Source organism: Streptomyces sp. NPDC040589 (assembly GCF_055594445.1).
In genome coordinates this window covers 566377-579156 of record NZ_JBVIWP010000003.1, presented here as the reverse complement: position 1 = coordinate 579156, position 12780 = coordinate 566377, and the positions used below count along the sequence as shown (strand labels likewise).

14 protein-coding genes and 2 tRNA genes are annotated in these 12780 nt (G+C 70.7%); 3 read left to right on the top strand and 13 right to left on the bottom strand.

Annotated elements, in window-relative coordinates:
* Positions 1-91: 91 nt before the first annotated feature.
* Both ACZ58V_RS15110 and ACZ58V_RS15105 read left to right on the top strand, forming a co-directional pair.
* Positions 92-1357, top strand: a complete 1266-nt coding sequence (locus ACZ58V_RS15110; RefSeq protein ID WP_468189661.1) for a cytochrome b/b6 domain-containing protein — start codon at positions 92-94, stop codon at positions 1355-1357.
* A complete protein-coding gene (locus ACZ58V_RS15105; protein WP_468189663.1) occupies positions 1354-2970 on the top strand; it encodes an NADH-ubiquinone oxidoreductase-F iron-sulfur binding region domain-containing protein in 1617 nt (538 codons plus the stop codon). Before ACZ58V_RS15110 ends, ACZ58V_RS15105 begins: the two co-directional genes overlap by 4 nt.
* 97 nt (positions 2971-3067) lie before the next feature.
* On the opposite strand, the gene ACZ58V_RS15100 is transcribed toward ACZ58V_RS15105, so the two are convergent.
* The 10 genes from ACZ58V_RS15100 to ACZ58V_RS15055 form a co-directional block, all read right to left on the bottom strand.
* Positions 3068-3140 (bottom strand) — tRNA-Ala (locus ACZ58V_RS15100).
* A gap of 103 nt (positions 3141-3243) precedes the next feature.
* Positions 3244-3477 (bottom strand): hypothetical protein, encoded by a 234-nt coding sequence (locus ACZ58V_RS15095; RefSeq protein WP_006136074.1) that lies wholly within the window; start codon positions 3475-3477, stop codon positions 3244-3246.
* 3 nt (positions 3478-3480) lie between these two features.
* A complete protein-coding gene (locus ACZ58V_RS15090; RefSeq protein WP_468189666.1) occupies positions 3481-3654 on the bottom strand; it encodes a hypothetical protein in 174 nt (57 codons plus the stop codon).
* 200 nt (positions 3655-3854) lie between these two features.
* Positions 3855-3927, bottom strand: a tRNA-Ala gene (locus ACZ58V_RS15085).
* Positions 3928-4002: 75 nt separating this feature from the next.
* A complete protein-coding gene (locus tag ACZ58V_RS15080; RefSeq protein ID WP_468190487.1) occupies positions 4003-4674 on the bottom strand; it encodes a histidine phosphatase family protein in 672 nt (223 codons plus the stop codon).
* Positions 4665-5111 (bottom strand): ribosome silencing factor, encoded by a 447-nt coding sequence (gene rsfS / locus ACZ58V_RS15075; RefSeq protein ID WP_382826907.1) that lies wholly within the window; start codon positions 5109-5111, stop codon positions 4665-4667. The genes ACZ58V_RS15080 and rsfS overlap by 10 nt, the downstream gene beginning before the upstream one ends.
* Positions 5112-5223: 112 nt before the next feature.
* Positions 5224-6933 carry a LytR C-terminal domain-containing protein gene (locus ACZ58V_RS15070; protein WP_468189668.1) on the bottom strand — a complete coding sequence of 570 codons (1710 nt, stop codon included), beginning with the start codon at positions 6931-6933 and terminating at the stop codon, positions 5224-5226.
* Positions 6934-6949: 16 nt separating this feature from the next.
* Positions 6950-7714: a nicotinate-nucleotide adenylyltransferase gene (gene nadD / locus ACZ58V_RS15065; RefSeq protein ID WP_468189670.1), complete on the bottom strand. Its 765-nt coding sequence runs from the start codon at positions 7712-7714 to the stop codon at positions 6950-6952.
* Between the two features lie 85 nt (positions 7715-7799).
* Positions 7800-7964 (bottom strand): hypothetical protein, encoded by a 165-nt coding sequence (locus ACZ58V_RS15060; RefSeq protein WP_094057638.1) that lies wholly within the window; start codon positions 7962-7964, stop codon positions 7800-7802.
* Positions 7965-8082: 118 nt separating this feature from the next.
* On the bottom strand, positions 8083-8241 hold the full coding sequence (locus tag ACZ58V_RS15055) for a hypothetical protein (protein WP_468189672.1): 159 nt from the start codon (positions 8239-8241) through the stop codon (positions 8083-8085).
* 123 nt (positions 8242-8364) lie between these two features.
* Here ACZ58V_RS15055 and ACZ58V_RS15050 point away from each other — a divergent pair, with 123 nt between their 5' ends.
* Positions 8365-9504 carry a M48 family metallopeptidase gene (locus ACZ58V_RS15050; protein WP_468190489.1) on the top strand — a complete coding sequence of 380 codons (1140 nt, stop codon included), beginning with the start codon at positions 8365-8367 and terminating at the stop codon, positions 9502-9504.
* Positions 9505-9520: 16 nt separating this feature from the next.
* On the opposite strand, the gene ACZ58V_RS15045 is transcribed toward ACZ58V_RS15050, so the two are convergent.
* From ACZ58V_RS15045 to ACZ58V_RS15035, 3 genes are all read right to left on the bottom strand, one after another.
* Entirely contained in the window at positions 9521-10591 is a 1071-nt protein-coding gene (locus ACZ58V_RS15045; RefSeq protein WP_468189674.1) for an SCO2583 family membrane protein, read from the bottom strand.
* Between the two features lie 88 nt (positions 10592-10679).
* Positions 10680-11255: an SCO2584 family spore wall biosynthesis protein gene (locus ACZ58V_RS15040; RefSeq protein ID WP_468189676.1), complete on the bottom strand. Its 576-nt coding sequence runs from the start codon at positions 11253-11255 to the stop codon at positions 10680-10682.
* A 158-nt stretch (positions 11256-11413) separates the two neighbouring features.
* Positions 11414-12700: a glutamate-5-semialdehyde dehydrogenase gene (locus ACZ58V_RS15035; protein ID WP_468189678.1), complete on the bottom strand. Its 1287-nt coding sequence runs from the start codon at positions 12698-12700 to the stop codon at positions 11414-11416.
* Positions 12701-12780: the final 80 nt, after the last annotated feature.

The following is a 12780-nucleotide window of genomic DNA, read 5'->3' as shown; positions in this document are numbered from 1 at the left end:
GCTTTCCCGAACCGCTCGGAGTTGCCCCCATGAACCCTCATCGCAGTAACACCTCGCTACCCCCGGCCGCCGGGATGTGGGGAGGCCGGCCGTGAACCCCTACGACTCCACGGCGGACGACTCGTTCGCCGAGTTCCTCAACTTCGGCGCCGGCGTGCTGTCCCTCGTGTGTCTGTCCTGCTCGGTGATCTGGGGACTCGTCGCCCAGGACCGGGTCCTGCTCGACACGCGCAGGCGCATCCTGGCGCAGGCCGTGCACCGGACCACGGCGGTCGCCTCGATCGTCTTCCTCCTGGTCCACATCGGGGTGAAGCTGGCGCTGTCCCACACCTCGTGGGTCGCCGCTGTGGTCCCCTTCGGGCTGCTCCTGACCGAGGACGAGACCGTCACGGGCAGGTCGTTCCTCATCGGCCTCGGCACCGTGGCCAGCATGCTCATGATCTTCGTGGGCGTCACCGGCGTACTGCGCAACCGCTTCGCCTCCCCCGCACCCGTCGCCGCCCGCTGGCGGGCCATGCACATGCTGGCCTACCCGGCCTGGTGCGCCGCCCTGGTCCACGGGCTCTACGCGGGTCGCGCGGCCAAGCCGATCTTCGTCATCCTGTACGGCCTGTCCCTGGTCGGGGTGGCCGCCGCCCTCGCCCTGCGCGCCGCTCCGCGCCCGGTCAAGCGCAAGATCGCCGACAAGTTCGCCAGCCTCATAGGCCCCGGGGAGTCCTCGGCCCGCAGGGACCTGGAGGAGAGCCGCGCCCGGGCGGCCGGCGGCTCCACGCTGCCCGGCTACGAGAGCCGGGACGCGCCCCGGAGGCCCGCGGCGTCCCCGTCGGGGCCGCTGTACGAGAAGGCGGAACGCCCCGCGGCCAAGGAGCCCGCCAACGGATTCGCGGCTGCCTACCGGGCCGTCTCCGGCCCTCCCACGGGCCAGCAGGCCTTCGCGCCGGGGCCGAGCACCCGCACGGAGCTGCCGCTGGACATGCAGCCCACCCAGAACATGCCGCTCGTCGACGGCCCCTCCAGCACCTCGGGCAACTGGCCGATCCCGTCCCCGCCCCCGGTCGGCGAGGCCCCGCCGTCGGCCTACGACCCCCTCCAGGACACGGGCTTCAACATCCCGCCCTACGACCCCCTGCAGGACACCGGACAAAGCATCCCAGCCTATGGCAATCCAGGCGCCGCCGGTTATGGATCGAGTGACGTGTACGACACGGGTGAGTCGAATGCCGCCTTCGACACGTACTACCCGAACGACACGTACAACAGCGGTCCCGCCACTGAAACACTGCCCGGTGCGTCCTACGACTTCGACGCACCGGGATCGGGCGAACCTTGGAACACGCCTTCCGGAGGCTTTAAGTGAACGAGGCTCTGCCCGACGTACCCGAAGTCCGCGTGGTCGGACTTCCTCAGCTCACGTCGGGCTTCGACCTTGTCGATCGGCTCGATCTGCCCATGCACCTGAAGGTGCACGGGCCGCTCGAGCCGATGGGCGGCGAGCAGCTCGCGCAACTCGCCGAACGCATCAACCTGAAGGGCCGCGGCGGCGCGGGCTTCCCCTTCCACAAGAAGCTGCGCTCGGTCGCCGAATCGGCGATCAAGCGCGGCATCCGGCCGGTCGTCGTCGTCAACGGCAGCGAGGACGAGCCGGCCTGCCGCAAGGACACGGTGCTGATCAACCGTGCCCCGCATCTGATCCTGGACGGCGCACTGCTCTGCGCCGAAGCTCTGGGTGCCCGCACGCTCGTGGTGGGGGTCACCCGTGAGTCGACACAGCGCTCCATGGAGGCCGCGCTCGCCGAACGCGGTCTCAACAACGGCCGCCGGTCGGCACTCCGCGCGCGTGTGCAGCGCAATCCGGTCCGTATGGTCACCGGCGCCGCCGCGTCGCTGATCCGTTCGATCGACGGCGGCCCGGCCGTCCCTCCGGGCCGCAAGGTCAGCGCCTCGCAGAACGGCGTCGGCGGCGCCCCCACGCTGCTCTCCAACGCCGAGACCTTCGCCCAGCTGGCCATCGCCGCCCGCATCGGCCCTGAGCGCTACGGCAACACCGGCCTGTACGACGAGCCGGGCACGGTCATGCTCACGGTCTCCGGGGCGGTGGCCCGCCCCATGGTGATCGAGGTCCCGACGGGCGTGCCGCTGCGCTACGTCCTGCAGCTCGCCGGCGCACCGCCGGTGCCGCAGGGCGTGCTCACCGGCGGCTACCACGGCAAGTGGATCGACGCGGCGACGGTCAACGAGGCGATCGTCTCCCGCAACTCCCTGGACGCGGTGGGCGGCGCGCTCGGCGCCGGAGCGATCCTGCCGATCACTCAGGACACCTGCCCGCTGGGCGAGTCGCTGCGGGTCGCCCAGTGGCTGGCCGAGGAGAGCGCGGGCCAGTGCGGCCCCTGCTACCTCGGCCTGCCGGCCGCCGCACGCGGCCTGGAGGACATCCTCAACGGCGGCGGCCCTGCCGCCCTGGAGGCGGTCAAGCAGGTCGCCAAGAACGTGAAGCGGCGCGGCGCGTGCTCGCACCCGGACGGCTCCGCGATGTTCCTCGAGTCGACCATCAAGGCGTTCACGGACGACCTGGCCGCCCATGTCCTCGGCAACGGCTGCGGCAGGCCCGTGGAGGGCGTTCTGCCGCTCTTCGAGGGCGGCAGGGCCCCCACGGGCATCCCGGGCGGCGGCGAGTCCGAGGAGGACGGCCCCAGCCGCCAGAAGATCTACGTCGACTGGACGCTGTGCCGGGGCCACGGTCTGTGCGCGGACATCCTCCCCGAGGTCTTCCAGCTCGGCGCCGACGGCTTCCCCACCGTGGCGCAGGCCCAGGTGCCGCGGTACGCCGAGGCCAAGGCGCTGCGCGCGGTGCGCCGCTGCCCGGCGCTGGCCCTGCGCCTGGAGGAGGACACGCGCTCCCAGGGCGCGCCGTCGTCCCGCAACCTCCCGGTCCTCTCCCAGGGCCGCGGACGGCGCGCTCTCGGCCGCTGAGCAGACGCACGGCGGGCTCCCTCCGGGGAAGCCCGCCGTACTCATACACACAAGAAGGCGGGCCATCCGATCGGATGGCCCGCCTTCTCATCTTCTGTGGAGCTAAGGAGAATTGAACTCCTGACCTCCTGCATGCCATGCAGGCGCTCTACCAACTGAGCTATAGCCCCTCGCGTCTCCGGGTTTCCCCGGCGGCGACGCCAACATTACTGGCCCATCGGGCCCAACACCAAATCGGTTTCACCTTGCCTGAAATGACCGTTTTGACGGATCTCAGGCCGTGACGAACGAATAGAACCGCTTGAGCGTGCAGTGCTCCTCCAGAAGCCGGCCGTAGATCGGCTCGCCCTCCAGCTCGCGGTACGTCTCGATCGGGTCGCCTTTTATGATCAGCGCCCGCGCGCACTCCTCGCACCAGTACTGGTAGTCGGGATTGATCGGTTCCATGTCACGGACGATCGGAGTCCCGCTGCCACACCAGTCGCACTTTCGCCTGTGTGCACCCATCGATCAGCTCCAGCTGTGGCCGCAGGCCGTGCACACGTAGGAGACCCCGCCGTTGTCGCCGAGCATCTGGGCCACGTGCCCGGAACCGCAGGAAGGGCAGCTGAGGCGGGTGGACATCTGCCGTATCAACGCTGCTCCGAGGAGGTGGTCGACCTCCTCGAGGATGCTCGCAGGCATCGCTACTCCTCCCGTCGGGCCGCGCTCCCTTCCGGCCGTTTGATTCTGCCACGGCCGGACCAATACGGTCAGCGACGCCTCAGCACCAGTCCGGACACGGCACGCGTCGTGGCCGTAGAGGTATACGCCTCAGCAGGCCCGAGTGACTCAACCCCGGGCACGAAAAATCCCGCCCCCAGGACGGGAACGGGATCTTGACGTGGAGCTAAGGAGAATTGAACTCCTGACCTCCTGCATGCCATGCAGGCGCTCTACCAACTGAGCTATAGCCCCTCATGTTCCTTCCCCGCTGGCGGGGCGAACAAGAAGAACTTTAGCCTGCGACCTGCCGGAAAGTGAAATCCGAGGTCAGTCGTCGTCACCGAGCACCGGTTCGGGCAGGGTGCCGGCGTTGTGCTCCAGCAGACGCCAGCCGCGGGCGCCTTCGCCGAGGACGGACCAGCAGCAGTTGGAGAGCCCGCCGAGGCTCTCCCAGTCGCGGGGGTCGAGGCCGAGGAGGCGGCCGATGGTGGTGCGGATCGTGCCGCCGTGGCTGACCACGACGAGCGTGCCGCCCTCGGGGAGCTTCTCGGCGTTCCGGAGCACCACGGGAGCGGCGCGGTCGGCGACCTCGGTCTCCAGTTCGCCTCCGCCGCGGCGCACCGGCTCACCGCGCTTCCACGCGGCGTACTCGTCGCCGTGCCGGCTGATGATCTCCTCGTGCGTCAGGCCCTGCCAGACGCCCGCGTAGGTCTCGCGCAGGGCCTCGTCGTGGGTCACGTCGAGGCCGGTGAGCGCGGCGAGTTCGGCGGCCGTGTTCGCGGCCCGCTTCAGGTCGGAGGCGACGATCGTGTCCGGCTTCAGGGAGACCAGCAGCCGGGCGGCGCGGCGGGCCTGGGCGACGCCGGTCTCGGTGAGCTCGACGTCCGTGGTGCCCTGGAAGCGGCGCTCCACGTTCCACGAGGTCTGGCCGTGCCGCCAGAGGATGACGCGGCGGCCCCGGCCCGGCCTGCCGGCCTCGCTGAAGGAACTCACCGCCAGTCTCCGTCCAGCTCCGCCGCCTCCTCGGCCGCCTGCAGCTTGGCGTGCTCCTCGGCCTTGCCGCGGGTGGCCTTGGCGTCCTCGGGCAGGTCGAGCTCGGGGCAGTCCTTCCAGAGCCGCTCCAGGGCGTAGAAGACGCGCTCCTCGCTGTGCTGGACGTGGACGACGATGTCGACGTAGTCGAGCAGGACCCAGCGGGCCTCGCGGTCGCCCTCGCGGCGCACCGGCTTGACGCCGAGTTCCTTCTGGAGCCGCTCCTCGATCTCGTCGACGATCGACTTGACCTGGCGGTCGTTGGGTGCCGAGGCCAGCAGGAAGGCGTCCGTGATGGACAGCACGTCACTGACGTCGTAGGCGACGATGTCGTGCGCCAGCTTGTCGGCGGCCGCCTGGGCGGCGGTGATGATGAGCTCGTGAGAGCGGTCGGTCGCGGTCACTACAAGGCTTTCGATCGGCGGACACTTGCCACCAAGGGTCTCACGGACCGCCGTGGGCCCCCCACGTGATTACGGGGATCACGTGGGGGCAGAGCCCTGCCTGCCGGTCGGACTACGGCTTGTAGTCCTGGCCGAGGACCACGGCGACGTCGGCGTTCGCGGAGATCTTGCCCTTGCCGACCGAGCCCGCGGGCAGGCCGAGGGTCTTGGCGACCTCGGCGGCGTTCGCCTTGTCGCCGGCGTCGGCGTAGACGACCTCGGACGTGGCCTGGGCGGCGCCGGCCGTGCCGCCCTCCAGGAAGGTGAAGCCGCCGTTGAGGAGCACGACGCGGGCCTTCTCCGTGTTGTCCTTCACACCGGTGGCGTTCTGGACGGAGACGCTGACGGCGGCGTCCTTGTCCGGGCTCTTGGCGGTGCCGCCGAGGACGTTCCTGACCACGCCCGCGCTCGCCTGGGCGCTGAGCGTGCCGTCGGCCTGGACGGGCAGCAGGTCCGTCTTGAAGTCGCCGCCCTTGGCGAGGTCGGACAGCCCGGCGAGGAAGGAGCCGAGGTCCTTGTCGGTCAGGGACGGGTCCAGGATCTGCGCCAGGGTCTGGATCGTGGTCGTGGCCGCCTGCGGATCGGAGGACACCTTGCGCAGGACACCCTGCATGACCTGCCCGAAGCGCTCCAGCTGGGCGTTCTGGGCCTCGCCGGGGGCGCGGTAGGTGGCGTAGGCGACGGCCATCTTGCCGCTGAGGGTCTGGTCCTTGCCCTTGTTGACCAGGGGGGCCGTGCCCTTCTTCTTGGCGGCGGGGTCGGGGACGTCGGTGTCCGTGTCGACATCGACGTTGCCGACGAGGTCGACGAGGTTCTGCAGGTAGGGGGTGTCCAGGCGCCAGGTGCCCTGGATGTCGGTGCCGAGGGCCGAGTCGAGCGCGTCGCGGGTGCCGTCGGAGCCGTCGTCCTCGACCGACTTGGCGAGTGTCGTCGTGGTGCCGTCGTCGCTGGTCAGAGCCAGGGAGTTGGGCACGAGGACGGTGGTGCCCCGCTTGGTGGTGGTGTTGTCGACAAGGAGGGCCGTGGAGGTGGGGGCGCCGTTGGTGTCGTGCAGGTGGACGACGATCACGTCGCGCTTCTGGGCGCCCGCCGCCGTCGCGGTGCCCGTCGTGGAGTCGTCGGAGGACAGGCCGGGCAGCTTCCCCGCGTACCCGAGGTAGCCGATGCCGCCGGCCGCGGCGAGCGCGAGGACGACGACCAGGGCGACGATCCGGCTGCGGGCACGGCGCCGGGCCTCCTCACGGCGCTCGGTGCGGTTCTCGGTGAACTTCAGCCAGTCGATGACGTCTTCGGAGTTGGCGTCGGGCTCCTCGACGAAGGCGAACTGCTCGGTGTGGTACTCCGGTTCCGGCCGGCCGGGGGCTTCCTCGTCGGCCGGGCCCGCCTGCTGCGGGATGTGCGCGGTCTGTTCGGCGACGCGGGGCTGCCGGTCCGTACCGGCGCCGGCCGCGTTCTGGCCGTAGGAGTCGTGGGACGCGGGGCCGCCCTGGTGGGTGCCGGCGGCGTACGGGTCGTAGGAGCCGTAGGAGGAGCCAGGCTGCTGTGGGCCGGTCCCGTAGTCGTACGACGGAGGCTGCTGCCCGGACGTCGCGTACGGGTCGTAGCCGTAGCCCTGCTGCTGGCCCTGCTGCCCTTGCTGTCCCGGCTGGGCGTACGGGTCGTAGGTCTGGGTCTGCTGTGCCGGGACCGGGCGGTAGACAGGCCGGCCGTACTCGTCGTAGCCGACGAGCTCGTACTGGTCGGCGCCATATCCCGCGGCCCCCGCGTCGTATCGGTCGTTCACCGGTGCCCCTCTCGGCTCACTCGCCGCGGTACAGCTCGCGCTTGTCGATATAGCGCACGACTCCGTCCGGCACCAGATACCAGATCGGGTCGCCCTTGGCGACTCTCGCACGGCAGTCGGTGGAGGAGATGGCGAGGGCGGGGACCTCGACGAGGGAGACGCCGCCCTCCGGGAGTCCGGGGTCGTTCAGGTGGTGGCCCGGCCGGGTGACCCCGATGAAGTGCGCGAGGGAGATCAGCTCCTCGCTGTCCCGCCAGGTGAGGATCTGGGCGAGCGCGTCGGCGCCGGTGATGAAGAAGAGGTCCGTGTCCGGGTTGAGCGCACGCAGGTCGCGCAGGGTGTCCACGGTGTAGGTGGCACCGCCGCGGTCGATGTCGATGCGGCTCACGGAGAACTGCGGGTTCTCGGCGGTCGCGATGACCGTCATCAGATAGCGGTCCTCGGCCGGGGAGACGCTTCGGTGGCTCTTCTGCCAGGGCTGGCCGGTCGGGACGAAGACCACCTCGTCGAGGTGGAACGCCGCGGCGACCTCGCTGGCCGCGACCAGGTGCCCGTGGTGGATCGGGTCGAAGGTGCCGCCCATGACGCCGAGACGGCGCTTGCCGGGCCGCGACGGGCCGGATCCGGGGCCGTCGGCGCCGCGGGGCTCCGAAGCGGCCTGGCGGGGCTCCGTGGCGGCACGGCGGGGCTCCGAGTGTCGCTCGGTGCCGCTCGCCGTGTCCTGTGCCGGGTCGTGCGGCGTCTCGTTCGCCGGACCGGTAGGCATGTCCTGCTCTCCCATGCGTGCAGACCCTACCGGCCCTGCCTGAGGGGTCCGGTCGCCCCCGTGATCCCCGGGATGCCCTGCGCGGGGCACCCTGCCGGGCTCAGCGGTCGCGGTTGAAGCGGGTGGTGATCCACAGCAGGAGCAGCAGGATGAAGAGGGCGGCGCCACCGGTGAGGTAGGGGCTGAGGCTCTCGTGGTTTCCGCCGTGCTCCTCGCCCTCGGCGGCGAGGGTGACCAACTGGGCAGCGGTGCTGTGGAAGCTCATCTTCGGCAGGACCTATCGCGTGTGGGCGGCATAAAAGACGTCGGCTCATCGTAAGCGGGCGCCCCGAACGCGATCACCCCGACTCCGCATGTCGGTGACGGGGAACCTTCCCGGTGCCTCAGTCGTCCTTCCGTCTGTAGCCACGCAGCAGGAACCACGCGGTCAGCACACAACCCAGGATCATCACGATGAGGACGATCCGGAGCATCCCCGGTCCTTGCCGCTCGGCGGCGCTCGCGGCCTCGGCGAGCCAGGCGGATGCGGGGTGGTGCTCCATGACGGTGGTTCCCTTCGCTGTACTGCCCGACCACCGTAACTCCGCCTAGGCTGGGCTCTGCCTCCGGGAAGCAAAAGGCCGCACAAGGGGCCGCAAAGGTCACACAGACGCATGGGGGAAGACATGTCCGACGGCCACGAGCACAGCGGGCACGAGCATGTGCCCAGCAGGCAGCGCAGGCGCTTCCCCGGAATCTCCTCGCGTACGTACGAGCATCCGGCCGACCGCTCCGCCCTGGTGGCGCTGCGCAAGCTGAGCGGTTTCGACACGGTGTTCAAGGCGCTCAGCGGTCTGCTGCCCGAGCGCAGTCTCCGGCTGCTGTTCCTGTCCGACTCGGTACGGGTCTCGGACCAGCAGTTCGCCCATCTGAACGTGATGCTGCGGGACGCCTGCTACATCCTGGACCTGGAGAAGGTCCCGCCGATGTACGTGAACCAGGACCCGCAGCCGAACGCGATGTGCATCGGCCTGGACGAGCCGATCATCGTCGTGACGACCGGGCTCGTCGAGCTGCTCGACGAGGAGGAGATGCGGGCGGTCGTCGGGCACGAGGTGGGGCACGCGCTGTCCGGCCACTCGGTCTACCGCACGATCCTGCTGTTCCTGACCAGCCTCGCCGTCCGGGTCGCCTGGATCCCGCTGGGCAACCTCGCGATCATGGCGATCGTGACCGGGCTGCGGGAGTGGTTCCGCAAGTCGGAGCTGTCGGCGGACCGGGCGGGGCTGCTGGTCGGGCAGGACCTGACGGCCTCCATGCGGGGCCTGATGAAGATCGCGGGCGGCAACCACCTGCACGAGATGAACGTGGACGCGTTCCTCGCACAGGCCGAGGAGTACGAGGCCGGGGGCGACCTGCGGGACTCCGTGCTGAAGATCCTGAACGTGCTGCCCCGCTCCCATCCGTTCACCACCGTGCGCGCGGCCGAGCTGAAGAAGTGGGCCGAGTCGCGGGACTACCAGCGGATCATGGACGGCCACTACCCGCGGCGCGACGAGGACAAGGACAGCTCGGTCAGGGACTCCTGGCGGGACTCGGCGAACCACTACACGACCCATGTGAAGAGCTCCAAGGACCCGCTGATGAAGCTGGTCACGGACCTCGCCGGCGGCGCCGGTGACCTGGGCGACCGGGTCCGCCGAGGCTTCGGCGGCTTCACGAACTCGGCCCCCGAGCGGCCCCAGGGCCCGGAGACACCGGGCACGTCGGACGCCCCGGGGTCGGACTCCCCTGGGGACGACCGGCCGCCGCGCGACAACAGCTGAGGGCCTGAGCCCCCTCTCACACCTTCGGCTGCGCGCTCGTCGCCAAGGAACCGCACAGGGCCGTCGCACTGCCCGTGGCATAGGGGTCCGTGCCGGCGGGGCCGCCTTCCTTGGCCGTCTGGCCGGCCAGAAGGGGGCGGAGGTGGTTCGTGGAGTCCTCGGCGCAGGAGAGCGGTCCGGCCTGGACGTAGGAGACGACGAGCCGGCCCTGGTGCAGGCGCAGGTCGTCGCGGTCGAAGCGGAAGTGCAGCTCGCGCCGGACGGTGAACAGGGACACCTCGTCCTTGCCGTCGGCCCCGGTCGGCCGCAGCGCGTACACGAACGTGTGGTCCGCGGTGACCTCGAGCGTGGACGAGTCGGCCTCGGCCGCCTGCAGCGTGCCCTGGACCCGCACCTTGCGGTCGGCCAGCTCCGCGCGCGAGGGGTCGAAGCGGACGAGCCAGCCGGTGGGCGCGTGGCGTCCGTCCGCGGTGGGGCGGGAGAAGCTCTGGTCGAACTGACCCAGTTGATCGGGGTCGAGCAGGACACGGACCGCGCGGACCTCACGGCCCGTGAGCACGTCCGGGTCGAGGGCGGACCGGACGATGTAGTCCTTGGCAGTGGACAGGGCGGACACGACCTGGCTGTCCGAGAAGTGCGCGGTGCGCCGCGAGGCGGGCAGCGGCACGCCCTCCGCGCCGCTCTTGAACTGTGCGGCGGGGCTGTGCTCGTACAGATACGCCGTGTCGGCCGTTCCGGGCACCTTGCCCTCGGGAGCGAGCGGGATGACGGTCATCCGCAGGGGCTCGGCGGGCTCCTGGGCCGCGGGGGTCTGGTAGGGGTGCCGTACACCCATGTAGATCGCGGTGCCGAAGGCGAGGGCGATCAGCAGGACCAGGATCAGTGCCTGCCGGGACAGGCCCCGGCGCAGGGGCGGGCGGCGGCGCACGGCGGGCGCGTGGTCGGCGATGCGCTCCTGGGCGGAGAATTCCTGGAGGCGGGCAGCACGAATGAACGATTCGTCGAAGACGACGGATCGATACTCGTCCTCTCCACCTCCGGGAGCGCCCTCGGGGGGCCCCTCAGGTGGGTCGCCAGGCCCGCCCATATCTTCAGGGTAGGTCGCCGGAAGGTCAGGTAAACGCCCCGCTCCATGACAGTTCTGACAGGTTCTCACCAGGACAGGCGGGTTCCGGTCAGGGGGTGCGCGGGATCACCGAGACGGCGGGCCCGGTGTAGTCGGCGGACGCGGAGGGGGTCGGGCCACCGCTCTGTTCCAGCCCGGTCGAGGTGGGCGCCGGCACGGGCTCCTGGCGGTTCGAGGACGCGCCCCGGTAGACCGCCGTGAAGGCCAGCGCGACCATGCCGATGCCCATCACGAGGGCGAGCAGCCAGGCCACCGGGCGGTGCCAGCGGACCTGCTTGCCGTACGGACCCGTGCCGCCGTACTCGTCCTCGAGGATGTCGGGGTCGTCCAGCTCGTCGAGGTCGGGATCATGGCCGAAATCGCCGTGCCCCTCGGAGCCGTACCCGTCGTCGTAGCGCTCGCCTCTGGAGTGGGCGCGGCGCGCCTCCGCTTCGGAGGCCTCGGCTCTCGCCTGTGCGGCGGCAAGGAGGCGCTCCACGGCGGTCGGCTCGTGCACCACGGCCGCGCTGACGAAGGCCTCGTCGAAGACCACGGAGGCGAACTCTTCGTCCGACACCCCGCGGTCGTGGTCGTCGTCGGGCTCCCAGCCGTCCGGAAACGGCGTGCCCCCCACGTCCTCCGGCACGGATCCAGAGTAGACCTGGGGGGTCAATTTGGGCAGACGGTATGGAAATTCATCCGCCGGTTGAGACGGCGTTCACGGGGCTCCGCACGGCGCGCGCCAGGCCGGTCCGCCCCTGCCGCACGCATATGCGCCGCTTCCCATACTCACGCGGCATGCACTCAGCGGCGCACGTGCCCGTCCCCGGTCACGATGTACTTCGTGCTGGTCAGCTCCGGCAGGCCCATCGGGCCGCGGGCGTGCAGCTTCTGCGTGGAGATGCCGATCTCCGCGCCGAAGCCGAACTGGCCGCCGTCGGTGAAGCGGGTGGAGGTGTTCACGGCGACGGTGGTCGAGTCGACCAGCTGGGTGAAGCGGCGGGCGGCCTGCTGGGAGGTCGTGACGATGGCCTCGGTGTGGCCGGAGGTCCACAGCCGGATGTGCTCGACGGCCTTGTCCAGGGAGTCCACCACGGCCGCGGCGATGTCGTACGACAGGTACTCCCTCTCCCAGTCCTCGGCCGTCGCCTCGACGACGGTCGCCTTGGAGTCCTTGGCGAAGGCCTGCACGCGCTCGTCGGCGTGCACGGTCACCCCGGCTCCGGCGAGGGCCTCCAGGGCGCGGGGCAGGAACTCGGCGGCGATGTCCTGGTGGACCAGGAGGGTCTCGGCGGCGTTGCAGACGCCGACCCGCTGGGCCTTGGAGTTGATCAGGATGTCGACGGCCATGTCGAGGTCGGCGGCGGCGTCGACGTAGACGTGGCAGTTTCCGGTGCCGGTCTCGATGACCGGGACGGTCGACTCCTGCACGACCGTGTTGATCAGCGAGGCGCCGCCGCGCGGGATGAGCACGTCGACCAGGCCGCGGGCGCGCATCAGCTCGCGCACGCTGTCGCGGCTCTCGCCGGGGACGAGCTGGATGGCGTCGGCGGGCAGCCCGGCCCCGCCCACGGCGTCGCGCAGGACGCGCACGAGGGCGCTGTTCGACTGGTAGGCCGAGGAGGAGCCGCGCAGCAGGACCGCGTTGCCGGACTTCAGGCAGAGGGCGGCGGCGTCGACCGTGACGTTCGGCCGGCCCTCGTAGATGATCCCGACGACGCCGAGCGGCACGCGGACCTGGCGCAGGTCGATGCCGTTGGGCAGCGTGGAGCCGCGGACCACCTCGCCGACGGGGTCGGGCAGCGCGGCGACGTCGCGCACGTCGGAGGCGATGGCGCGGACCCGCTCGGGGGTGAGGGTGAGCCGGTCGATCATGCCCTCGCTGATGCCGGCCTCGCGGGCCTTGGCGACGTCCTTGGCGTTGGCCTCGACGATCTCGCTCGTACGGACCTCCAGCGCGTCCGCGATGGCGAGCAGCGCGTCGTCCTTGTCGGCCCGTGGCAGCGGGGCGAGGCTCGCGGCGGCGGCCTTGGCGCGGTAGGCGGCCTCGGTGACCGGGGACATCGAGTCGTACGGCGAAAGCGTGGTCATGAAAGAAGGGTAGTGCGCCGGGCCGGTCCGTTCATCGTTCGTTTCACACCCCGAGACACCCCCGGAACACCCCGGGACAC

Bases quoted from the DNA above. Each gene is read 5' to 3' on its own strand.
- ACZ58V_RS15045 (WP_468189674.1), bottom strand. From the start codon at position 10,591: ATGGGCGGGCCTGGCGACCCACCTGAGGGGCCCCCCGAGGGCGCTCCC.
- ACZ58V_RS15060 (WP_094057638.1), bottom strand. From the start codon at position 7,964: ATGAGCTTCCACAGCACCGCTGCCCAGTTGGTCACCCTCGCCGCCGAG.
- nadD (WP_468189670.1), bottom strand. From the start codon at position 7,714: ATGGGAGAGCAGGACATGCCTACCGGTCCGGCGAACGAGACGCCGCAC.
- ACZ58V_RS15095 (WP_006136074.1), bottom strand. From the start codon at position 3,477: ATGGGTGCACACAGGCGAAAGTGCGACTGGTGTGGCAGCGGGACTCCG.
- ACZ58V_RS15050 (WP_468190489.1), top strand. From the start codon at position 8,365: ATGTCCGACGGCCACGAGCACAGCGGGCACGAGCATGTGCCCAGCAGG.
- ACZ58V_RS15055 (WP_468189672.1), bottom strand. From the start codon at position 8,241: ATGGAGCACCACCCCGCATCCGCCTGGCTCGCCGAGGCCGCGAGCGCC.
- ACZ58V_RS15035 (WP_468189678.1), bottom strand. From the start codon at position 12,700: ATGACCACGCTTTCGCCGTACGACTCGATGTCCCCGGTCACCGAGGCC.
- ACZ58V_RS15090 (WP_468189666.1), bottom strand. From the start codon at position 3,654: ATGCCTGCGAGCATCCTCGAGGAGGTCGACCACCTCCTCGGAGCAGCG.